This is a genomic window from Escherichia sp. KCJ4928, assembly GCF_004352695.1.
Classification (GTDB): domain Bacteria; phylum Pseudomonadota; class Gammaproteobacteria; order Enterobacterales; family Enterobacteriaceae; genus ECMA0423.
This window is the reverse complement of sequence record NZ_SJWV01000007.1, coordinates 25,860-47,984: the sequence shown is the minus strand read 5'-3', so window position 1 is coordinate 47,984 and position 22,125 is coordinate 25,860. Positions and strand designations below refer to the sequence as shown.

General features: G+C 51.6%; 27 protein-coding genes. 14 read left to right on the top strand and 13 right to left on the bottom strand.

The genetic code is table 11. The features are described from left to right. Positions 1-35: 35 nt before the first annotated feature. The 10 genes from E0D98_RS02355 to mdtH all read right to left on the bottom strand — a co-directional run bounded on the left by E0D98_RS02355 (position 36) and on the right by mdtH (position 7,464). Positions 36-611: a YceI family protein gene (locus E0D98_RS02355; protein ID WP_000749261.1), complete on the bottom strand. Its 576-nt coding sequence runs from the start codon at positions 609-611 to the stop codon at positions 36-38. Positions 612-614: 3 nt separating this feature from the next. After that, positions 615-1,181, bottom strand: coding sequence for a cytochrome b (locus E0D98_RS02350; protein WP_000011108.1), 567 nt, complete (start codon positions 1,179-1,181; stop codon positions 615-617). Positions 1,182-1,441: 260 nt separating this feature from the next. Beyond that, the gene (locus tag E0D98_RS02345) at positions 1,442-1,555 is read right to left on the bottom strand and encodes a YceO family protein (RefSeq protein ID WP_001253418.1); all 114 of its coding nucleotides are present in this window, start codon (positions 1,553-1,555) and stop codon (positions 1,442-1,444) included. A 47-nt stretch (positions 1,556-1,602) separates the two neighbouring features. Next, positions 1,603-2,721 carry an N-methyl-L-tryptophan oxidase gene (gene solA / locus E0D98_RS02340; RefSeq protein ID WP_000872815.1) on the bottom strand — a complete coding sequence of 373 codons (1,119 nt, stop codon included), beginning with the start codon at positions 2,719-2,721 and terminating at the stop codon, positions 1,603-1,605. Between the two features lie 114 nt (positions 2,722-2,835). Next, a complete protein-coding gene (bssS, locus tag E0D98_RS02335; RefSeq protein WP_000414437.1) occupies positions 2,836-3,090 on the bottom strand; it encodes a biofilm formation regulator BssS in 255 nt (84 codons plus the stop codon). 289 nt (positions 3,091-3,379) lie between these two features. After that, positions 3,380-3,625, bottom strand: coding sequence for a DNA damage-inducible protein I (gene dinI, locus E0D98_RS02330; RefSeq protein WP_001217754.1), 246 nt, complete (start codon positions 3,623-3,625; stop codon positions 3,380-3,382). Positions 3,626-3,698: 73 nt separating this feature from the next. After that, a complete protein-coding gene (pyrC, locus tag E0D98_RS02325; protein WP_000126567.1) occupies positions 3,699-4,745 on the bottom strand; it encodes a dihydroorotase in 1,047 nt (348 codons plus the stop codon). A 105-nt stretch (positions 4,746-4,850) separates the two neighbouring features. Continuing rightward, a complete protein-coding gene (locus E0D98_RS02320) occupies positions 4,851-5,411 on the bottom strand; it encodes a lipoprotein (protein WP_001295443.1) in 561 nt (186 codons plus the stop codon). 133 nt (positions 5,412-5,544) lie between these two features. Next, positions 5,545-6,192: a glutaredoxin 2 gene (grxB, locus tag E0D98_RS02315; protein ID WP_000780919.1), complete on the bottom strand. Its 648-nt coding sequence runs from the start codon at positions 6,190-6,192 to the stop codon at positions 5,545-5,547. 63 nt (positions 6,193-6,255) lie between these two features. Continuing rightward, positions 6,256-7,464 carry a multidrug efflux MFS transporter MdtH gene (gene mdtH / locus E0D98_RS02310; protein WP_000092194.1) on the bottom strand — a complete coding sequence of 403 codons (1,209 nt, stop codon included), beginning with the start codon at positions 7,462-7,464 and terminating at the stop codon, positions 6,256-6,258. Positions 7,465-7,699: 235 nt separating this feature from the next. On the opposite strand from mdtH, the gene rimJ reads away from it, so the two are divergent. The 4 genes from rimJ to murJ all read left to right on the top strand — a co-directional run bounded on the left by rimJ (position 7,700) and on the right by murJ (position 11,512). Beyond that, positions 7,700-8,284, top strand: coding sequence for a ribosomal protein S5-alanine N-acetyltransferase (gene rimJ, locus E0D98_RS02305; protein ID WP_000468186.1), 585 nt, complete (start codon positions 7,700-7,702; stop codon positions 8,282-8,284). Between the two features lie 10 nt (positions 8,285-8,294). Continuing rightward, positions 8,295-8,942 (top strand): YceH family protein, encoded by a 648-nt coding sequence (locus E0D98_RS02300; RefSeq protein WP_000877116.1) that lies wholly within the window; start codon positions 8,295-8,297, stop codon positions 8,940-8,942. Between the two features lies 1 nt (position 8,943). Beyond that, a complete protein-coding gene (locus E0D98_RS02295) occupies positions 8,944-9,867 on the top strand; it encodes a Gfo/Idh/MocA family oxidoreductase (protein WP_000736158.1) in 924 nt (307 codons plus the stop codon). A 109-nt stretch (positions 9,868-9,976) separates the two neighbouring features. Further along, a complete protein-coding gene (gene murJ, locus E0D98_RS02290) occupies positions 9,977-11,512 on the top strand; it encodes a murein biosynthesis integral membrane protein MurJ (protein ID WP_001050672.1) in 1,536 nt (511 codons plus the stop codon). 39 nt (positions 11,513-11,551) lie between these two features. Here murJ and flgN read toward each other — a convergent pair whose 3' ends face one another. The 3 genes from flgN to flgA all read right to left on the bottom strand — a co-directional run bounded on the left by flgN (position 11,552) and on the right by flgA (position 13,001). After that, the gene (flgN, locus tag E0D98_RS02285; protein ID WP_000197369.1) at positions 11,552-11,968 is read right to left on the bottom strand and encodes a flagella biosynthesis chaperone FlgN; all 417 of its coding nucleotides are present in this window, start codon (positions 11,966-11,968) and stop codon (positions 11,552-11,554) included. 4 nt (positions 11,969-11,972) lie between these two features. Continuing rightward, positions 11,973-12,266: a flagellar biosynthesis anti-sigma factor FlgM gene (flgM, locus tag E0D98_RS02280; protein WP_000020880.1), complete on the bottom strand. Its 294-nt coding sequence runs from the start codon at positions 12,264-12,266 to the stop codon at positions 11,973-11,975. A gap of 75 nt (positions 12,267-12,341) precedes the next feature. Then, positions 12,342-13,001: a flagellar basal body P-ring formation chaperone FlgA gene (flgA, locus tag E0D98_RS02275; RefSeq protein WP_000955720.1), complete on the bottom strand. Its 660-nt coding sequence runs from the start codon at positions 12,999-13,001 to the stop codon at positions 12,342-12,344. A 154-nt stretch (positions 13,002-13,155) separates the two neighbouring features. Here flgA and flgB point away from each other — a divergent pair, with 154 nt between their 5' ends. The 10 genes from flgB to flgK all read left to right on the top strand — a co-directional run bounded on the left by flgB (position 13,156) and on the right by flgK (position 22,122). Further along, the gene (gene flgB / locus E0D98_RS02270; protein WP_000884702.1) at positions 13,156-13,572 is read left to right on the top strand and encodes a flagellar basal body rod protein FlgB; all 417 of its coding nucleotides are present in this window, start codon (positions 13,156-13,158) and stop codon (positions 13,570-13,572) included. Positions 13,573-13,575: 3 nt separating this feature from the next. Beyond that, positions 13,576-13,980 carry a flagellar basal body rod protein FlgC gene (gene flgC, locus E0D98_RS02265; RefSeq protein ID WP_001196460.1) on the top strand — a complete coding sequence of 135 codons (405 nt, stop codon included), beginning with the start codon at positions 13,576-13,578 and terminating at the stop codon, positions 13,978-13,980. 11 nt (positions 13,981-13,991) lie between these two features. Further along, complete coding sequence (gene flgD, locus E0D98_RS27495) at positions 13,992-14,687, top strand: flagellar hook assembly protein FlgD (RefSeq protein ID WP_000020486.1); 696 nt, start codon at positions 13,992-13,994, stop codon at positions 14,685-14,687. Positions 14,688-14,711: 24 nt separating this feature from the next. Then, positions 14,712-15,917: a flagellar hook protein FlgE gene (gene flgE / locus E0D98_RS27490; RefSeq protein ID WP_047086633.1), complete on the top strand. Its 1,206-nt coding sequence runs from the start codon at positions 14,712-14,714 to the stop codon at positions 15,915-15,917. A 19-nt stretch (positions 15,918-15,936) separates the two neighbouring features. Continuing rightward, positions 15,937-16,692 carry a flagellar basal-body rod protein FlgF gene (flgF, locus tag E0D98_RS02250; protein WP_000349309.1) on the top strand — a complete coding sequence of 252 codons (756 nt, stop codon included), beginning with the start codon at positions 15,937-15,939 and terminating at the stop codon, positions 16,690-16,692. A gap of 137 nt (positions 16,693-16,829) precedes the next feature. Further along, on the top strand, positions 16,830-17,612 hold the full coding sequence (gene flgG, locus E0D98_RS02245) for a flagellar basal-body rod protein FlgG (RefSeq protein ID WP_000625837.1): 783 nt from the start codon (positions 16,830-16,832) through the stop codon (positions 17,610-17,612). Between the two features lie 52 nt (positions 17,613-17,664). After that, positions 17,665-18,363: a flagellar basal body L-ring protein FlgH gene (gene flgH, locus E0D98_RS02240; protein ID WP_001295442.1), complete on the top strand. Its 699-nt coding sequence runs from the start codon at positions 17,665-17,667 to the stop codon at positions 18,361-18,363. 11 nt (positions 18,364-18,374) lie between these two features. After that, positions 18,375-19,472: a flagellar basal body P-ring protein FlgI gene (gene flgI / locus E0D98_RS02235; protein ID WP_000589326.1), complete on the top strand. Its 1,098-nt coding sequence runs from the start codon at positions 18,375-18,377 to the stop codon at positions 19,470-19,472. Next, the gene (gene flgJ / locus E0D98_RS02230; protein ID WP_001295441.1) at positions 19,472-20,413 is read left to right on the top strand and encodes a flagellar assembly peptidoglycan hydrolase FlgJ; all 942 of its coding nucleotides are present in this window, start codon (positions 19,472-19,474) and stop codon (positions 20,411-20,413) included. The genes flgI and flgJ overlap by 1 nt, the downstream gene beginning before the upstream one ends. Before the next feature lie 65 nt (positions 20,414-20,478). Next, positions 20,479-22,122: a flagellar hook-associated protein FlgK gene (gene flgK, locus E0D98_RS02225; RefSeq protein ID WP_000096464.1), complete on the top strand. Its 1,644-nt coding sequence runs from the start codon at positions 20,479-20,481 to the stop codon at positions 22,120-22,122. The last annotated feature ends 3 nt before the right edge of the window (positions 22,123-22,125 follow it).

The window sequence follows — 22,125 nt, the reverse complement described above, 5'->3', positions numbered from 1 at the left end:
TTGCCGGATGCGTGCCATCCGGCAACATTTCACTCTTACTTCTGCTGTACGCCTTCCACTGAAATAATCAGATCCACTTCCTGAGAAGCTGGACCTAAATCTGTCTTGATATTGAAGTCCTTGAGCTTAATTTTGCCTTCGGCCTCGAAGCCTGCACGTTTACCACCCCATGGGTCGTCGCCCTGACCAATTAATTTCGCTTCCAGCGTGACGGGTTTGGTTACGCCATTCAGCGTCAGATCGCCGGTAATATCCAGTTCGTCACCGTCTTTCTTCACGCTGGTGGAGGTGAATGTTGCCTGTGGATATTTTGCGGTATTGAGGAAATCTGCACTGCGAAGATGTTTATCGCGTTCGGCGTGATTAGTATCGACGCTGGTGGTGTTAATTGTCACATTCACTTTATCGGCAGCCGGATTTTTTTCGTCAAAGGTAAAAGTACCGTCGAAATCTTTAAAGGTGCCGTATAACCAGCTATAGCCAAGGTGCTGGATGCGGAAATTAACAAAGGCGTGCTGACCTTCTTTGTCAATTTTGTAATCGGCGGCAACCGCTGAACCGGCAGAGAACATCAGGGACGCGAAGGTTAAACCAAGCAGGCTTTTTTTCATTTTTTATACTCCATAGTCAGATGACGACTTTCCCAGCATGCGCTTCAGAGTGTCGTCTTTATCGATGAAATGATGCTTCAGGGCCATAAATCCGTGCATAACGGACAGTACTACGACGCTCCACGCGAGCCAAAAATGCAGGGCACCGGCAAAGTCTGCCTGTGCGCCAGCGTCGGCAAGGGTCGCGGGGACGTCAAACCAGCCAAAAACGCTGATCGGTTTACCATCGGCAGTTGAGATCAGATAGCCGCTGATGCCGATGGCGAACAGCAATAGGTACAATGCGAGATGTCCAGCCTTTGCGGCAAGACGAGTCATGGGCGAATAACTCGGCAGCGGACCCGGCGGTGGAGATATGACACGCCACAGAACGCGAATAACCAGCCCCATCATTAACAAAATACCGATGCTTTTATGCAGTTCGGGTGCTTTGTGATACCAGCCATCGTAATAACTGAGCGTGACCATCCACAGACCTAAAGCAAACATGCCGTAGACAATAATTGCGCTTAGCCAATGGAAGGCCGCAGATATAACACCATAGCGTTCAGGGGTATTTGTGAATGACATAAGTGCATCCAATGCGAATTTGCGAGAGAAAGAAAATGGCGTGTCGGAGAATGAATTGCAACACAAAAATAACAAATTGAATGATATTTATTTTTATTTCAATAATTTTGAATTAATAATGAAAGAATCTTCATAAGTTTAGTGGGTTCAGCATCAGAGATGTCTGGTGAGTGCTGTAGAAGCAGGAATAATCTCATTCAATTTTTCACGCTAAATGAAAGGGAGATTAAATATTTGTCAGTTTATGTCAGTGCGGAAAACTAAAAATAAAACACATAGATCAGATCCATAATTGCCAACAATCCCCAGAGAAAAAGATAAAGCATCAGATGCTCGCGAATATTATTGATGAGATAGTGCAACAGCCGACGCATTAAATACTCCTGTAAAAACGGCCTCATTCTGGAGGCCGTAATGATGATTATTGGAAGCGGGAAAGCCTGAATGGCGTCAAATCAAAATCGCTTTTTTTGTCTTGCGCAAAATCGGCAGCTATTTCCCCTAAAACTGACGCAAATTTAAAACCGTGCCCACTCAGGCCGGTAATGAGCAGTGTATTATCGTGGCCGGGTAGGGTATCGATAATAAAATCTTCGTCAGGCGAATTATCATAGGTGCAGGCAGCGCCGTACAGGCAGCAACCGATACCCGGCAATACATTGCGCAAGAACGGGAAGGCTTCCGAACCATCGCTGACCACTTCCGCAAACGGAACACGTTCATCCGCTGAATGGATAACCTGGCCTCCGTTATGTTTGCCAATCTTCAACGCGTCGTTTTCTGCCGGAAAACCATAATATTGATCGCCATTGGGCAGTTCACCGGTAAACGCCGGGAATTTATTCTTCACGCTATAGCGGCCATCGGCCTGATACCAGGCAAATACTTTACGTACGGGCTGGACAGGCAGCTCCGGGAGCAGGTCTTTTACCCATGTTCCCGCGCAGACAATCGCTTTTTTCGCCTGATACTCACCGTCAACGGTTTCAATAGTTACGCCATCATCGTCATGACGAATTGCGGTGACCGGGCAGTTGAACAGTTGCGCACAGCCCGCTTCCTTCGCCAGTTGGATCCAGGTTTTAATCGCCAGTTCGCTGCGCAAAAAACCGGAATCAGTCTCAAATAAGCCGATGTAGTTGTCCGGGACGCGTATTTCTGGCCAGCGGGCCATAATCCCTTGCGCATCGAGCTTTTCAACGTTGAGTTGCCACTGTTCGGCGCTGTGGGCGACGTTGGCGAGAAATGCGGAGTCAGCCGGGCCGAGGTTAATGACACCAGAGCGTACAAAAATGGGATCATCTTCGTTGTGGCGGGAAAGTTCATCCCACAGCGTTTGCGCGCGGAGGACCAGCGGGACATACTTTTCGCCTTCACCATAAGCATGGCGAATTAATCGCGTATCGCCATGGTGGCTGCCGTGTTGATGCGGTGGCATATGGGCGTCGGTCATTAGCACGTTTAAACCGGCGCGGGTTGCATAATACCCGGCGGCAGCGCCTACGGAACCGCTGCCAATAATGATGAGATCGTATTTCATTTTTTTCTCTCTGCTCTCATGGTTTAAGCAGAGTAATTAACTGAATGCAGATATACAACCCAGAAATGGTAAAGGCACCGGTGAGGTGCCTTTTGGGTGGATGGTCATGTCATGTTAATGACGCCGATACTCGTTTACCGGGAAATCACCGGATTCAATTTTGGCGATTCCTGCTTCTAATATCGAAATAAATTGTCTGGCAACATCAGTGGTTAACCAGAGCGTCTGACCAACTTCAGTCCCTTCCTGCTCGGACTTATTTGGGGTCTGGTAGTGCAAACGCAACATCAGCGCATCATAGCTATCAACGGTGCTGATGTCCCACCCTACGAGCGGATGAGTCTGAATGACTTCATTATTTTTTTCCATCATGGCCCCCTAATTCGTGTTACTAGACAACGTTATTCGAGGTTCAATGCGTTTTTATCTGAAGCAACTTCAGTATACCAATAAGTAAGGGTATTCACCGAATTTTTAAAGGGGGGAACAGATAAATTTCTGCTTTTAAGATTTATATGAACAATAAAACAGCATGTCATTCATATTTTTTTAGCATATTGTGCAATTATTTTGAGGAAGTGTAGAAATTTTGTACTCAAAATTTGTAAGTAAAATAAAAAAGCCGGGGCGACCCGGCAAAAACAAAAATCACTGCATATTATTCGCTGACAAACCAGTCATCGGCGCTTTCCCACGTTTCCTGGAGAATTTCGCTAATGCGCTGTTTATCTTCTTTTGTTGCGCCAATAACCGATAAATTATTCGCTGCGGCATAACGTACCGATACGTGGCCTTCATTATCAGGAAACGCATACTGAATACGGCGGGAAAGTTCGCCAGCCAGGGCGTCAATAGCCCCAGCTGGCAATGGAGAAGTTTTCGCTATGGTGACTTCAATTCGCATAATAGCCCCCTGTTGAATATACTGGTTATTTATACAGGTAAAATAACCTAATGACAACAGGAAGCTACGATTTTTATTGTTTAACGGACCAGCGTACCGTTTCCCCGGCGAGGAATGGCACCAGGGTGTCATCAGTCAGTGCGATGCTTTCAGCAACCTGTTGCTCTTCACGTACCAGTTCGATGAATGTGTCGTTGACCGGCAAGCCATAGAACTGCGGGCCGTTTACAGAACAGAATGCTTCAAAGTGCTGCAGAGCATTCATCTCTTCAAAGACGGTAGCGTAACTGCCCAGCGCGGTTGGGGCGTTGAAGCAGCCCGCGCAGCCGCAACTGCTCTCTTTGCGATGACGTGCATGTGGCGCAGAATCCGTACCGAGGAATACTCGATTAAAACCGCTGGCGACCAGTTCACGCAATGCCTGTTGGTGAATATTGCGTTTGAGGATGGGTAAACAATACAGGTGCGGACGCACGCCACCAACCAGCATATGGTTGCGGTTAAACATCAGATGCTGCGGAGTGATGGTGGCAGCCAGCCGTTCATTTCCGTCACGGACATAGTCGGCAGCATCTTTGGTGGTGATGTGCTCAAAAACGACTTTCAGCGCAGTCAGGCGCTGGCGCAGAGGTTCCATCACGCTTTCTATAAAGCGCGCTTCACGATCAAAAATGTCGATATCTGCATGTGTCACTTCACCATGCACCAGTAGCGGCATACCGATTTTTTCCATGCGCTCAAGTACCGGCATGATTGCGTCAATTGACGTCACGCCGTGGCTGGAGTTAGTGGTTGCGTTTGCCGGATAAAGTTTTGCAGCGGTGAACACGCCTTCGTTAAATCCGCGCTCCAGCTCATTAGGATCCAGCGAATCTGTTAAATAACAGGTCATCAATGGGGTGAAATTGTGCCCGGCAGGTACGGCATCAAGAATACGCTGGCGATACGCCACGGTAGCCTCAACAGTGGTCACGGGCGGAGCCAGATTGGGCATTACAATAGCCCGTCCATAAATTTCGCTGGTATACGGCACGACAGTTTTTAACATGTCGCCATCGCGGAGGTGAAGGTGCCAGTCGTCTGGGCGGCGGATCTTTAATACCTGGGATGGTGCAGTCATTAATCTCTATGCTCCGGCTGAAGGGATGTTTTTGCCGGACACAAAGGATAAGCGGAAACGTTTTCCTTTGCACGAAAAATAAAGGGCGCGAATGCGCCCTCGTCATTAATCCGTAAACGGAATGACAATTTCGCCTGGCTTCACTTCAATGCCTTTCGCCAGTTTTTTCGCCATTGCTTCGCCCTGACTGCCATCTTCGCGCAGGACGTAAGCAGGTTGCTGGTTAAAGTAATTGCGTAATGCCTGGTTCAAATAGGGAAGCAACGTTTGCATCACCGTTTGCATTTTTTCCGGTTGTACCGTCGCATCGACCACTTCCATCTCTTTCAGGAAGATCGCACCTTTTTCTTTATCAAACACGGGCAGCGCTTTCAGCTTCAGTTTCATGGTCGCTTTCTGACTACCGAACAGGGAGTTCATGTCCAGATTGGCGTCTCCGGTTAGGGTAACCTTATTCGGCTCTTCGCGACCAATTTGGCTGGTCAAGTTTGTCAGAACAATATGGGCGTCAGCCACGCCGGGTAAACCGATATCTTTTGAGAAATTATTATGTTTCGCAAGCGACTGGTTAATTTCTTGTTCGGTGATGGTGTATTGGGTGAGTTGATTACAGCCAACGAGCAGGCCACTGACGATCAATGCAGCGGCAAATAAAAACTTGTTCATGGTAGTCCTCGACATGAAATCTGCGTCAATATCCTGACACAACGCAGCATGTGTCACCAGCGATAAACTCGCCAGCAGAAAAAACTGAAAACGGCGGCAACCCGCGAATACAGGCTGCCGCGGCGGGTCAGGATTAAATCGCCATTGATGATAACAAATTGATTTGTGTCTGTTTCGCCATATTATCGCGGTAATCAGCAACGCGGCTTGGCCAGTTGATTCCGGCTACCAGCGTCAGATTACGCAGTAGCGGAAATAGCTGAATATCATCTTCCGAAAGTTCGCCATTCACGGCGTTCGGTTTGACGATCAGTTTGTCCAGCGCACGCAAATCATCGCTGATATTCTTAATCAGACCGTCAGAGTGGGCCAGCAGGTCGGCTAAATTACCCGCGCTGGCCTCTTTCTTGTCGACGAAATATTTGCGCGCGGCGGGAGTAGAAAACTCATCAAATGCCGATTTGGCAAAACGCGGCAACAGCAGTTTGTTTGCGTAGCCATTGACCTTGCGCAGCCACTCTTCAATGGCAGGGGAACGTTTGCCGGTCAGTAACGGTTTGCCGTCGAGTTTATCGACATAGTGAACGATGTCCATGCTTTCTGGCATATAGCGGCTGTCATCTTTTTGCAGAATGGGAACCTGTTTTTGACCGACCATCCGGGTGGGTGTTTCTGCGTCGTCGTTGAGCAGAACATGTAATTCGACGGGGATATTTTTCAGGCCGAAAATCATGCGGGCTTTGAGGCAGTAAGGGCAGTGATCGTAAATGTATAGCTTCACGTGACTCCTCCATTTGGCTGTCAGTTCACTTTCAGTATGGAGGAGTCAGGGGGGAGTATCAAATCAGGCGTCGCGTTCAAGCAAACGACGCGCGGCGCGTTTCTGGCTAAACTGCCAACCCAGCGCAAGGAAAGTGAAGATGCCAATAATGCCCAGCATCATCCACGGAAGCTCTGGCTGGTGCGCCGATTTGCCCAGGTCAAACAGCCAGCCACCACCGATATAACCAATAGCGCCGCCAATCGCCAGACCCAGACGGCTAAACCCCATATAGCTGCCGCGAGCTCTTGCGTCCGCCAGCGAAGCACTTAAGGTTTCACGCGCAGGCTCGGCAATGATCGACCCGATATAAAACAGACAAATCAGGGTGAAAAGTTGTTGCAGGCCGCTGACCATGCCCACCGGCATCATGCTTAATGACATTATCAACAGCCCAGCCATCAACCGGTGTTCCAGACGAAAATGCTTTTCACTCCAGCGGGCGATAGGGTAGAGCAACGTTAACGACAGACACGCTTCAATGGCATACATCCATTTAACGGCAGAGGGTGCGCCAGCCACGTCGTTGACCATAATTGGCAGCATCAGCATCACTTGTACAGCCAGCATGTAGTAACCCGCCAGCGTCAGGACATAGGTGACAAAACGCTTGTCACGCATCACGCGGGTCATGCCTTCGCGAACGGGCGTGTGTACGGTGGAGAGTTTCCATGCCGGTAACAACCACGCATTGAACGCCGCACACAGCACAAACAAAACGGCCCCTGTGGCGCAGACCAGGCGAAAGTCGTATTGCAACAGCCAGCTCCCCAACAATGCGCCAATGACCGCACCGGCACTGTCCTGCATCATCAACAGCGAGAAAAAACGACCACGTTGTTGTGGACGGATTAGTTTCACCACCAGCGCCGAACGCGGCGGATCAAACAACGTGCCGCCGAGTCCCGAGAGCAGGCATGAAAACCACAATAGCCACGGTTCGTGGGCGATACCCATTGTGGCGAATCCGGCGGCGCGCATCAGCATACCGGTAACAATCATCGGTTTGGCACCAAAGCGGTCGGCAATTGCGCCGCCGAAAATACCCAGACCTTGCTGAATAAACTGGCGTAGACCGAGAGCAATACCGACCATGACGGCGGCCCAGCCCATTTGATCAACGAAGCGGATAGAGATCAGCGGGAAGACAACAAAGAACCCCAGCACGACCAGCATATTATCGATGAGCAGGAAATATTTACCCAGGTTCCTCGCCTGCGATACGCGGGACATTTCCCCTCCCGGGAAATAAAAGATGAGCACTTTCTATTCTGCATTGCCGCTAAGACTTTTCCCATCACTTCGGGGACAATATTTTTTTATCAAAACGTCGCTTTGATAGAGAGTTTTTATCAAATATGTGAATAATGCAGAAAATGGCATTTTGGACTTTTCACAGGGTCTGGTTGCGCAGGTATAGTAATACTTACAGCGTATTAAAGACGTTACGGGAAGGAGTAGGTATAGAATGTTTGGCTATCGCAGTAACGTGCCAAAAGTGCGCTTAACCACAGACCGACTGGTCGTGCGTCTGGTGCATGATCGTGATGCCTGGCGTCTTGCGGATTATTACGCAGAGAATCGCCATTTCCTCAAGCCCTGGGAGCCAGTGCGCGACGAAAGCCACTGTTATCCATCAGGCTGGCAGGCCAGGCTGGGGATGATTAACGAATTTCATAAACAAGGTTCAGCTTTCTACTTTGGCTTATTCGACCCGGACGAAAAAGAGATTATTGGCGTTGCCAATTTTTCCAATGTTGTTCGTGGCTCTTTTCATGCCTGCTATCTCGGTTATTCGATTGGGCAAAAATGGCAGGGCAAAGGACTCATGTTTGAAGCCCTGACCGCAGCCATTCGTTATATGCAGCGCACCCAACATATTCATCGCATTATGGCTAATTATATGCCGCACAATAAACGCAGCGGTGATTTACTGGCGCGACTGGGTTTTGAAAAAGAAGGCTATGCGAAAGACTATCTGTTGATTGATGGACAATGGCGCGATCACGTACTGACGGCATTAACTACCCCAGACTGGACGCCCGGCCGCTAAGGAGAATCTCATGAAATATCAACTTACTGCCCTTGAAGCTCGCGTGATTGGTTGCTTGCTGGAAAAGCAGGTGACCACGCCGGAGCAATACCCGCTCTCAGTCAATGGTGTAGTCACGGCCTGTAATCAGAAAACGAACCGTGAACCGGTCATGAATCTGAGTGAATCCGAAGTGCAGGAACAGCTGGATAATCTGGTCAAACGTCATTATCTACGCACAGTGAGCGGTTTTGGTAATCGGGTCACCAAATATGAGCAACGTTTTTGTAATTCAGAATTTGGCGATCTGAAACTGAGCGCAGCGGAAGTGGCGTTAATCACCACGTTGTTATTGCGTGGTGCCCAGACGCCAGGTGAACTGCGCAGCCGCGCCGCGCGAATGTATGAATTCAGCGATATGGCGGAAGTGGAGTCGACGCTGGAACAACTGGCAAATCGCGAAGATGGTCCTTTTGTGGTGCGTCTGGCCCGCGAACCGGGTAAACGCGAAAGCCGCTACATGCATCTTTTCAGTGGTGAGGTTGAAGATCAGCCGGCGGTGACGGATATGTCGAACGCGGTTGATGGTGATTTACAGGCCCGCGTCGAAGCCCTGGAAATCGAAGTGGCAGAACTGAAACAGCGTCTTGATTCGTTGCTGGCCCATCTGGGAGATTAAAGTGAAAAAATTACGTATCGGCGTAGTGGGATTAGGTGGCATTGCGCAAAAAGCGTGGTTACCGGTGCTGGCGGCAGCGTCTGACTGGACGTTACAAGGAGCCTGGTCGCCTACGCGCGCGAAAGCCCTGCCAATTTGTGAAAGCTGGCGCATTCCTTATGCCGATTCGTTATCCAGCCTTGCCGCCAGTTGCGATGCGGTTTTTGTGCATTCCAGCACCGCCAGCCACTTTGACGTGGTCAGTACGTTACTCAATGCGGGTGTACATGTCTGTGTCGATAAACCGCTGGCAGAAAATCTGCGCGATGCTGAACGGCTGGTGGAACTGGCGGCGCGTAAAAAACTGACGTTGATGGTCGGTTTTAACCGTCGTTTCGCACCACTCTACGGTGAGTTAAAAACGCAACTCGCTACCGCAGCTTCGCTAAGAATGGATAAACATCGTAGCAATAGTGTCGGGCCACACGATCTTTATTTCACGTTGCTGGATGATTATCTGCATGTGGTGGATACCGCGCTGTGGTTGTCGGGCGGCAAAGCCTCTCTGGATGGCGGTACGCTACTGACTAACGACGCTGGCGAAATGCTGTTTGCCGAGCACCATTTTTCGGCCGGTCCTTTGCAGATCACCACCTGTATGCATCGCCGTGCCGGAAGTCAGCGTGAAACCGTGCAGGCCGTGACTGACGGTGCGCTCATCGACATTACGGATATGCGCGAATGGCGTGAGGAGCGCGGGCAGGGCGTAGTGCATAAACCGATTCCTGGTTGGCAGAGCACTCTTGAACAACGTGGATTTGTCGGCTGTGCGCGGCACTTCATTGAATGTGTGCAAAATCAGACAGTTCCGCAAACCGCCGGCGAACAGGCCGTGCTGGCGCAACGTATCGTTGACAAGATCTGGCGCGATGCGATGAGTGAATAAACCCTGTAACATCTGGCGGTAGCAATTCACCATAATCCAGGTAGACTATTCGCCTCTTTCAGCGCCTGCCTTGCAGGCGTTTTGCCCGTGGGTCTGGATTAGAACACCGATGAATTTATTAAAATCGCTGGCCGCCGTCAGCTCGATGACCATGTTTTCGCGTGTGCTTGGCTTCGCACGAGACGCAATTGTCGCCAGAATCTTTGGCGCAGGGATGGCAACCGACGCCTTTTTCGTCGCTTTTAAACTTCCTAACTTGTTACGCCGTATCTTTGCCGAAGGGGCATTTTCCCAGGCATTTGTACCGATTCTGGCGGAATATAAAAGTAAGCAGGGTGAAGACGCCACGCGGGTCTTTGTCTCTTATGTTTCTGGCCTGCTGACACTCGCGCTGGCGGTTGTGACGGTCGCTGGCATGCTCGCCGCACCGTGGGTGATCATGGTGACCGCGCCAGGCTTCGCTGACACAGCTGACAAATTTGCCCTGACCAGCCAGCTACTAAAGATTACCTTTCCCTATATCTTGCTGATCTCCCTGGCGTCGCTGGTGGGAGCGATTCTGAATACGTGGAACCGCTTCTCGATTCCGGCGTTTGCGCCAACACTGCTTAACATCAGCATGATTGGTTTCGCGCTGTTTGCCGCACCGTACTTTAACCCACCGGTGCTGGCGCTGGCGTGGGCTGTTACGGTCGGCGGCATCCTGCAGCTGGTGTATCAGCTACCGCACCTGAAGAAGATCGGCATGCTGGTCCTGCCGCGCATTAACTTCCACGATGCCGGAGCAATGCGCGTGGTGAAACAGATGGGACCGGCGATCCTTGGCGTCTCTGTGAGCCAGATCTCCTTAATCATCAACACCATTTTTGCCTCGTTTCTTGCTTCCGGTTCGGTGTCTTGGATGTATTACGCCGACCGCTTAATGGAGTTTCCGTCCGGTGTGCTGGGCGTGGCGCTTGGCACCATTTTGCTGCCGTCGCTGTCGAAAAGTTTTGCCAGTGGCAATCATGATGAATACAACCGTTTGATGGACTGGGGGTTGCGTCTTTGTTTCCTGTTGGCGCTGCCGAGTGCGGTTGCGTTGGGCATTCTTTCAGGTCCGTTAACCGTTTCGCTGTTCCAGTACGGTAAATTTACCGCGTTTGATGCGCTGATGACCCAGCGGGCGTTAATTGCCTACTCGGTGGGTTTGATTGGCCTGATTGTAGTGAAAGTGTTGGCTCCTGGCTTTTATTCCCGCCAGGACATTAAAACGCCAGTGAAAATTGCCATCGTTACGCTGATTTTAACGCAATTGATGAACCTGGCGTTTATTGGTCCGTTGAAACATGCCGGGCTGTCACTTTCTATTGGTCTGGCGGCGTGTCTGAATGCTTCGCTGCTTTACTGGCAGTTGCGTAAGCAGAAAATCTTTACTCCGCAACCCGGCTGGATGGCGTTTCTGTTGCGTCTGGTGGTGGCGGTACTGGTGATGTCTGGCGTGCTTTTAGGTATGTTACATATCATGCCGGAGTGGTCATTGGGTACCATGCCCTGGCGCTTACTGCGTTTAATGGCGGTCGTGCTGGCGGGGATTGCCGCGTACTTCGCTGCACTGGCGGTACTGGGCTTCAAAGTTAAAGAATTTGCCCGCCGGACGGTGTAACAATGCATTCCGGCCTGCAGTGCAGGCCGGAGATAATATTCAGATCGAAATCTTTTTACCGCCGCGATGGGTTGTTGAGGTCTGACCGTTCGCCCCATATAGCGTCGGTTCCTGATGCGGTTTCAACATTTCCAGCGCCTGTTGATTGCGCTCAATCTGTCCTTCCAGTAACCAGCCGTTATGTTGATTCATTTGGCGTAGTTGCTGCGTTTTCACAGTAATTTCCTGCCAGCGTTGACTAATATCAACGCTATTTGCTGTATTGGGTTCTTTCTTGCGTAACTGTTCGAGGTAATCCAGCGTCGCCAGCAGTGAGCTTTTTTGTTCTGTAATCCATTGCAACTGGCTGCCGTTGATCTGCCCCATAGAGAGATGTTGCTGCTCTTGAACCATTACCGTTTTGAGATCGTTAAGCACAGCGGACATCTGGTCGAGGATCTCTGCAAGACGTGTCATACGATCAGTTACTCTGCAAGTCTTGCTGCGCTTCGTTGATCAGCGCATCGGCAATTTTGCCGGTGTCCATTTTTAGTTCACCGTTACGAATCGCCAGTTTTAACGCTTCGACACGTTCAAGATTGATATCACTGCTGCCGGGTTGCATCAGTTTTGCTTGCGCGTCGCTTAACGTCACACTGGTGCTGGTGGAGGCGGTTGTTTTTGCCGCCCGGCTGTTCGTTACCGGCGCGTCAGTGGTTTCGCGCGGTTGAACGGTGCTTACAGGCTTCAGAGGCGAAGTGCGATCAATACTCATGGTTTATTCCTCATTGAGGGCGCTTTTATCATGTGTTGCTTATTTATCGGCAAGGGACGGGTAATCTTTAACAGCTTACAGGTTTATAAGAATATTCCCATCTGCATCAACAACGCCGCTGACTACCTGTCCCGATACCATGCGCACCCGCGCATTCTGTGCGACGGCTGCATTGTTCAGCGCCTGACCTTCTGCGTTGGCGCTAAACCCATCACCGCTGGCGATCACATTGACGCGTTGTCCCGCTTTTACCCGCCATGCCTGGCGAAACTGGGTTAACTGGATAGGTTGATCGGGTGATAGATCGCGCAGGCTAATGGCATCAACAAGTTGATTGATATCCAGCACCGTACGCGGTGGCAGGGTATCCAGCCGTCCGCGTTTTAGTTTGACATTGCCAGCTTCCAGCTTTCCTCCCCGCACAATGGGCATCGCGGCAACCACATAATTTCCTGTGGCCTGCACATTAACCTGTAAATATCGTTTGTCGTTACCGCAGCGTGCCAACACATTCACATTGCCCCACAGGCGGGAATTATTGCTCATCGAAAGCAATGGCTGCTCGCATGGCGGTAGTAGATTGGGCGCTGTACGAATAGAAACACGAACCTCATCACTTACCCCCGCGAGTTGGGCGCTAAAAAAGTTGTGCAATTGCGATGTGAGATTGCTCGCCGTACTTAACGGACTGAACAGTATCGCGATGATCGCCACGCTACGTTTTATTGTCAGCATTTTCGCCCCCAGCCATTTCTACAACGTGAATTGTACCTGTCCGCAATGACCATCAACGGCATAAATAGCGACCCATTTTGCGTTTATTCCGCCGATAACGCGCGCGTAAAGGCATTTAAGCTGATGGCAGAATTTTGATACCTGCGGAGGAGATATGCTCGATAAGCTCGACGCCGCCTTACGTTTTCAACAAGAGGCGCTCAATCTGCGCGCCCAGCGTCAGGAAGTGCTGGCAGCAAACATCGCCAATGCCGATACCCCTGGTTATCAGGCGCGCGATATCGATTTTGCCAGTGAACTTAAAAAAGTCATGCAACGTGGACGGGATGCAACCAGTGTGGTTGCACTGACGATGACCTCAACGCAACACATCCCGGCGCAGGCGCTGACGCCTCCTACCGCAGAACTGCAATACCGTATTCCGGACCAGCCTTCGCTTGACGGTAATACCGTCGATATGGATCGCGAACGCACCCAGTTTGCCGATAACAGCCTGCAATACCAGATGAGCCTTAGCGCGTTGAGCGGGCAAATCAAAGGCATGATGAACGTTTTACAGAGCGGAAATTAACGGATGGCACTGCTGAATATTTTTGATATCGCCGGGTCGGCGTTAACTGCCCAGTCCCAGCGCCTGAACGTGGCGGCCAGTAATCTGGCAAATGCTGATAGCGTGACCGGTCCCGATGGACAGCCATATCGGGCAAAACAGGTGGTATTCCAGGTTAACGCTGCACCAGGTGCTGCGACAGGCGGCGTAAAGGTTGCCGATGTTATAGAAAGTCAGGCCCCGGACAAACTGGTTTATGAACCGGGTAATCCGCTGGCGGATGCAAAGGGCTACGTAAAAATGCCGAACGTTGATGTCGTCGGGGAGATGGTTAACACCATGTCGGCGTCACGCAGCTATCAGGCCAATGTTGAAGTGCTCAACACGGTGAAAAGTATGATGCTGAAAACCCTTACGCTCGGTCAATAAAGGAGAAAGCTATGTCCATTGCGGTAACCACCACCGATCCGACAAATACCGGCGTCAGTACCACCAGCAGTAGTTCGCTCACGGGCAGCAACGCCGCAGATTTACAAAGCAGTTTTCTGACTTTGCTGGTGGCGCAGCTGAAAAACCAGGACCCGACCAATCCAATGGAAAACAACGAGCTGACGTCGCAATTGGCACAAATCAGCACGGTCAGCGGGATTGAAAAACTCAATACCACGCTCGGATCTATTTCCGGACAGATTGATAACAGCCAGTCGTTACAGGCCAGTAACCTGATCGGTCACGGCGTGATGATCCCCGGCACAACTGTTCTTGCGGGAACCGGCAGTGAAGAAGGGGCTGTGACCACGACCACGCCGTTTGGTGTTGAGCTGCAACAGGCGGCAGACAAAGTTACGGCCACCATCACCGATAAAAATGGCGCGGTTGTGCGCACCATTGATATTGGTGAACTGACCGCCGGAGTTCACAGTTTCACCTGGGACGGTACGTTGACTGATGGCAGCACTGCGCCGAACGGTTCTTACAATGTAGCGATTAGCGCCAGTAACGGTGGTACACAACTGGTTGCCCAGCCGCTGCAGTTTGCTCTGGTGCAGGGTGTGATCCGCGGCAACAGCGGTAATACGCTGGATCTCGGCACTTACGGCACCACCACCCTCGACGAAGTACGGCAGATAATTTAAGCCTTCACATTTCAGGAGTCAGTCATGGCCTTTTCTCAAGCGGTTAGCGGATTAAACGCTGCCGCCACTAACCTCGATGTTATTGGCAACAATATCGCCAACTCCGCCACCTACGGCTTTAAATCAGGCACGGCCTCTTTTGCCGATATGTTTGCCGGTTCGAAAGTGGGACTGGGGGTAAAAGTTGCCGGTATCACTCAGGACTTTACAGATGGCACGACCACCAACACCGGGCGCGGTCTGGACGTTGCTATCAGCCAGAACGGTTTTTTCCGTCTGGTAGATAGCAACGGTTCGGTGTTCTACAGCCGTAACGGACAATTTAAGCTGGATGAAAACCGTAACCTGGTGAATATGCAAGGTTTACAGCTGACGGGTTACCCGGCAACCGGTACGCCGCCGACTATTCAGCAAGGGGCGAATCCGACTAATATTTCGATCCCGAATACCCTGATGGCAGCGAAAACTACCAACACGGCATCGATGCAGATCAACCTGAATTCCAGCGATCCGCTTCCTACTGTTACGCCATTCAGCGCCAGCAATGCGGATAGCTATAACAAAAAAGGTTCGGTGACTGTTTTCGACAGTCAGGGTAATGCTCATGACATGAGCGTCTACTTTGTGAAGACCGGGGATAATAACTGGCAGGTCTACACCCAGGATAGCAGTGATCCAACAGGTACAGCCGAGCCTGCAATGAAGCTGGTGTTTAATGCCAATGGCGTTCTGACCTCAAATCCAACAGAGAATATTACCACTGGCGCAATTAACGGCGCAGATCCCGCCACGTTTAGCCTGAGCTTCCTCAACTCCATGCAGCAAAATACCGGCGCTAACAATATTGTGGCAACCACCCAGAATGGCTACAAACCGGGCGATCTGGTGAGTTATCAAATCAATGATGACGGTACGGTTGTCGGCAACTATTCCAACGAACAAACACAACTGCTGGGGCAGATTGTACTGGCGAACTTTGCCAACAACGAAGGTCTGGCATCCGAAGGCGACAACGTCTGGTCTGCGACGCAATCTTCTGGCGTGGCGCTGTTGGGGACAGCCGGGACGGGCAACTTTGGCACCCTGACCAACGGTGCGTTGGAAGCGTCCAACGTCGATCTCAGTAAAGAACTGGTCAATATGATCGTTGCCCAGCGTAACTATCAGTCTAACGCCCAGACCATCAAAACCCAGGACCAGATCCTCAACACGCTGGTTAACTTACGCTAATCGCTGACGGGATAGCTCAATGGATCACGCAATTTATACCGCGATGGGAGCAGCCAGCCAGACGCTGAATCAACAGGCGGTAACCGCCAGTAATCTGGCCAATGCCTCAACGCCCGGTTTTCGCGCACAGTTAAACGCCTTGCGTGCAGTGCCGGTGGAAGGGCTTTCACTGCCTACGCGCACGCTGGTAACGGCGTCAACACCGGGTGCAGACATGACGCCCGGCAAGATGGATTACACCTCGCGCCCGCTGGACGTTGCGTTGCAGCAGGATGGCTGGCTGGCCGTGCAGACCGCTGACGGCAGCGAAGGGTATACGCGTAATGGCAGCATTCAGGTTGATCCCACCGGGCAACTGACAATTCAGGGGCATCCGGTGATAGGCGAGGCGGGGCCAATTGCTGTGCCGGAAGGGGCGGAAATCACTATTGCTGCCGATGGCACAATCTCGGCGCTCAATCCGGGCGATCCGGCAAATACGGTTGCGCCAGTGGGGCGTCTGAAACTGGTGAAAGCCACGGGCAGCGAAGTGCAACGCGGTGACGACGGCATTTTTCGTTTAAGCGCAGAAAGCCAGGCCACGCGTGGGCCGATACTGCAGGCAGATCCAACCTTGCGTGTGATGTCGGGGGTTCTGGAAGGCAGTAACGTCAATGCCGTTGCGGCAATGAGCGACATGATTGCCAGCGCGCGGCGTTTTGAAATGCAGATGAAGGTGATCAGCAGCGTCGATGATAACGCAGGCCGTGCCAACCAACTGCTGTCGATGAGTTAATTGAACGATTGATGACATTGCAATAAAAGCGCGCGGACTATTCCCTCGCCCCTTTGGGGAGAGGGTTAGGGTGAGGGGAAATTCACACTGTCGCGTGCTTCTGCTCTGCTTGTCACTAATCCACTACAGGACATTTTATGATCAGTTCATTATGGATCGCCAAAACGGGCCTTGACGCCCAGCAAACCAATATGGACGTCATTGCCAACAACCTGGCAAACGTCAGTACTAACGGTTTTAAGCGTCAGCGCGCGGTGTTTGAAGATCTGCTTTATCAAACCATTCGCCAGCCGGGGGCACAGTCTTCCGAACAAACCACCTTACCCTCCGGATTACAAATCGGCACGGGGGTACGCCCGGTCGCCACTGAACGCTTACACAGCCAGGGAAACCTGTCGCAGACCAACAACAGCAAAGATGTCGCGATTAAAGGGCAGGGCTTTTTCCAGGTGATGTTGCCAGATGGTTCATCAGCCTATACCCGTGACGGCTCTTTCCAGGTGGATCAGAACGGGCAGCTGGTGACGGCTGGTGGTTTTCAGGTGCAGCCAGCGATCACCATTCCGGCGAATGCGTTAAGTATCACCATCGGTCGTGATGGCGTGGTCAGCGTAACCCAACAAGGCCAGGCAGCTCCGGTTCAGGTTGGGCAGCTCAATCTCACCACCTTTATGAATGACACCGGGCTGGAGAGCATTGGCGAAAACCTCTACACCGAAACGCAATCCTCTGGTGCACCGAACGAAAGCACGCCGGGCCTGAACGGCGCGGGACTGCTGTATCAAGGGTATGTTGAAACGTCTAACGTCAACGTGGCGGAAGAACTGGTCAATATGATTCAGGTGCAACGCGCTTACGAAATCAACAGTAAAGCGGTGTCCACCACCGATCAGATGCTGCAAAAACTGACGCAACTCTAAGGCTTAACCGGTGGCAGGTTCACCGGTTTACTGATTTTTGAAGATGATAGCCATGCAAAAAAACGCTGCGCATACTTATGCCATTTCCAGCTTGTTGGTGCTTTCACTAACCGGCTGCGCCTGGATACCCTCCACGCCGCTGGTGCAGGGGGCGACCAGTGCACAACCGGTTCCCGGTCCGACGCCCGTCGCCAACGGTTCTATTTTCCAGTCTGCTCAGCCGATTAACTATGGCTATCAACCGCTGTTTGAAGATCGTCGACCACGCAATATTGGCGATACGCTGACCATCGTGTTGCAGGAGAACGTCAGCGCCAGCAAAAGCTCCTCTGCGAATGCCAGCCGTGACGGTAAAACTAATTTTGGCTTTGATACTGTGCCGCGCTATTTGCAGGGGCTGTTTGGTAACGCTCGTGCCGATGTCGAAGCCTCCGGTGGTAACACGTTCAACGGAAAGGGCGGGGCCAATGCCAGCAATACCTTTAGCGGCACGTTGACGGTGACGGTTGACCAGGTACTGGTCAACGGCAACCTGCATGTGGTGGGTGAAAAACAGATTGCCATTAATCAGGGTACCGAATTTATTCGCTTCTCTGGCGTGGTTAATCCACGCACTATCAGCGGCAGCAATACCGTACCGTCTACTCAGGTGGCGGATGCGCGCATTGAATACGTAGGCAATGGCTACATTAACGAAGCGCAAAATATGGGCTGGTTGCAGCGTTTCTTCCTTAACCTGTCGCCAATGTAAGTGAGGCTGTGGTGATTAAATTTCTCTCTGCATTAATTCTTCTACTGGTCACGACGGCGGCTCAGGCTGAGCGTATTCGCGATCTCACCAGTGTTCAGGGGGTAAGGCAAAACTCACTGATTGGCTATGGTCTGGTGGTGGGGCTGGATGGCACCGGTGACCAGACAACCCAGACGCCGTTTACCACACAAACGCTTAATAACATGCTCTCACAGCTGGGAATTACCGTTCCGACGGGCACCAATATGCAGCTAAAAAACGTCGCTGCGGTAATGGTGACAGCGTCACTTCCTCCGTTTGGACGTCAGGGGCAAACCATCGATGTGGTGGTTTCTTCCATGGGAAATGCCAAAAGCTTGCGTGGAGGTACGTTGTTGATGACGCCGCTTAAGGGCGTTGACAGTCAGGTGTATGCGCTGGCGCAGGGCAATATTCTGGTTGGCGGCGCAGGAGCCTCCGCTGGCGGTAGCAGTGTTCAGGTGAACCAACTGAACGGTGGACGGATCACCAATGGTGCGGTTATTGAACGTGAATTGCCCAGCCAGTTTGGCGTCGGGAATACCCTTAATTTGCAACTTAACGACGAAGATTTCAGCATGGCGCAGCAAATCGCTGACACCATCAACCGCGTGCGTGGATATGGCAGCGCCACCGCGTTAGATGCGCGGACTATTCAGGTGCGCGTACCAAGTGGCAACAGTTCCCAGGTCCGTTTCCTTGCAGATATCCAGAATATGCAGGTTAATGTCACCCCGCAGGACGCTAAAGTAGTGATTAACTCGCGCACCGGTTCGGTGGTGATGAATCGCGAAGTGACCCTCGACAGCTGCGCGGTAGCGCAGGGAAATCTCTCAGTAACAGTCAATCGTCAGGCCAATGTCAGCCAGCCAGATACACCGTTTGGTGGTGGACAGACTGTGGTTACTCCACAAACGCAGATCGATTTACGCCAGAGCGGCGGTTCGCTGCAAAGCGTACGTTCCAGCGCCAGCCTCAATAACGTGGTGCGCGCGCTCAATGCGCTGGGCGCTACGCCGATGGATCTGATGTCTATTTTGCAATCAATGCAAAGTGCGGGATGTCTGCGGGCAAAACTGGAAATCATCTGATGATCAGCGACAGCAAACTACTGGCAAGTGCGGCCTGGGATGCGCAATCACTCAACGAACTAAAGGCGAAAGCGGGCGAAGATCCGGCGGCAAATATCCGTCCGGTGGCCCGCCAGGTGGAAGGGATGTTCGTGCAGATGATGTTGAAAAGCATGCGCGACGCTTTACCAAAAGATGGCCTGTTCAGCAGCGAGCACACTCGTCTGTATACCAGTATGTATGACCAGCAAATTGCCCAACAGATGACGGCGGGCAAAGGTCTGGGGCTTGCAGAGATGATGGTTAAACAGATGACGCCAGAACAACCATTGCCAGAGGAGTCCACGCCAGCAGCACCGATGAAATTCCCGCTCGAAACTGTGGTGCGTTATCAAAATCAGGCGCTTTCGCAGCTGGTGCAAAAGGCCGTGCCACGTAACTACGATGATTCGCTGCCGGGTGACAGTAAAGCATTCCTCGCGCAACTCTCGCTGCCCGCCCAACTGGCAAGCCAGCAAAGCGGTGTGCCACATCATTTGATCCTCGCTCAGGCGGCACTGGAATCTGGTTGGGGGCAACGGCAAATCCGCCGCGAAAACGGCGAGCCGAGCTATAACCTGTTTGGTGTCAAAGCCTCTGGCAACTGGAAAGGGCCAGTTACTGAAATCACCACGACTGAATATGAAAACGGCGAAGCGAAGAAAGTAAAAGCGAAGTTTCGCGTCTACAGCTCGTATCTGGAAGCCTTGTCGGATTACGTTGGGCTGTTAACGCGTAACCCGCGCTACGCCGCCGTGACGACCGCCGCGAGTGCGGAACAGGGGGCGCAGGCCCTACAGGACGCGGGCTATGCCACCGATCCTCACTATGCCCGCAAACTCACCAACATGATTCAGCAGATGAAATCGATAAGCGACAAGGTGAGCAAAACCTACAGTATGAACATTGATAATCTGTTCTGAATAACTCAAGTCCGGCGGGTCGCTGCCGATAATACTCTGTAATTGAAGGCTTATAAGGAACCTCCATGTCCAGCTTGATTAATAACGCCATGAGCGGACTGAACGCGGCCCAGGCGGCGTTAAATACGGCAAGTAATAATATCTCCAGCTATAACGTTGCCGGATATACCCGCCAAACCACTATTATGGCGCAGGCCAATAGCACGTTGGGCGCTGGCGGCTGGGTTGGCAATGGCGTCTACGTTTCTGGTGTGCAGCGTGAGTATGATGCGTTTATTACCAACCAGTTACGTGCTGCGCAGACGCAAAGTAGCGGCCTGACTGCCCGCTATGAGCAGATGTCGAAAATCGACAATATGCTCTCCACCAGTACCTCTTCGCTGGCAACACAGATGCAGGATTTCTTCACCAGCCTGCAAACGCTGGTGAGTAACGCGGAAGACCCGGCAGCGCGCCAGGCGCTGATTGGGAAATCAGAAGGGTTGGTGAATCAGTTTAAAACCACCGATCAATATCTGCGCGACCAGGACAAACAGGTCAATATCGCGATAGGTGCCAGCGTTGATCAGATCAACAATTACGCTAAACAAATCGCCAGCCTGAACGATCAAATCTCCCGCCTGACAGGCGTGGGGGCAGGGGCGTCACCTAACAATCTGCTGGATCAACGCGATCAACTGGTGAGCGAATTAAACCAGATTGTTGGTGTAGAAGTCAGCGTTCAGGATGGCGGCACTTATAACATCACGATGGCCAATGGTTACTCACTGGTTCAGGGAAGTACGGCTCGGCAACTGGCGGCAGTTCCTTCCAGCGCTGACCCTTCTCGTACGACTGTCGCTTACGTTGATGGGACGGCAGGCAATATTGAGATCCCGGAGAAATTGCTGAATACCGGGTCGCTGGGCGGCATTCTGACATTCCGTTCTCAGGATCTGGACCAGACGCGTAATACGCTTGGACAACTGGCGCTGGCATTTGCTGAGGCTTTCAACAGCCAACACAAAGCCGGATTTGATGCCAACGGCGATGCGGGTGAAGATTTCTTTGCTATCGGTAAGCCCGCGGTTCTGCAAAACACGAAAAACAAAGGTAACGTTGCGATCGGTGCCACGGTAACTGATGCCTCCGCGGTACTGGCGACAGATTACAAAATCTCGTTCGATAATAATCAGTGGCAGGTCACCCGCCTTGCCAGCAATACCACTTTTACGGTGACACCAGATGCCAACGGTAAAGTGGCATTTGATGGTCTGGAGTTGACGTTTACAGGAACGCCTGCCGTTAACGACAGCTTCACGCTGAAACCAGTAAGTGACGCCATCGTCAACATGGATGTATTAATCACCGACGAAGCGAAAATAGCGATGGCGAGCGAAGAAGATGCGGGTGATAGCGACAACCGCAACGGTCAGGCCCTGCTGGATCTGCAAAGCAACAGTAAAACGGTGGGCGGAGCGAAATCCTTTAACGACGCTTATGCCTCGTTAGTGAGTGATATCGGTAATAAAACCGCGACGTTGAAAACCAGTAGCACCACGCAAGGTAATGTGGTGACGCAGCTTTCCAATCAGCAGCAGTCGATTTCCGGTGTCAATCTCGATGAGGAGTATGGAAATCTGCAACGTTTTCAGCAGTATTACCTGGCGAATGCGCAGGTTCTGCAGACGGCAAACGCGATTTTTGATGCACTGATTAACATTCGCTAAGGG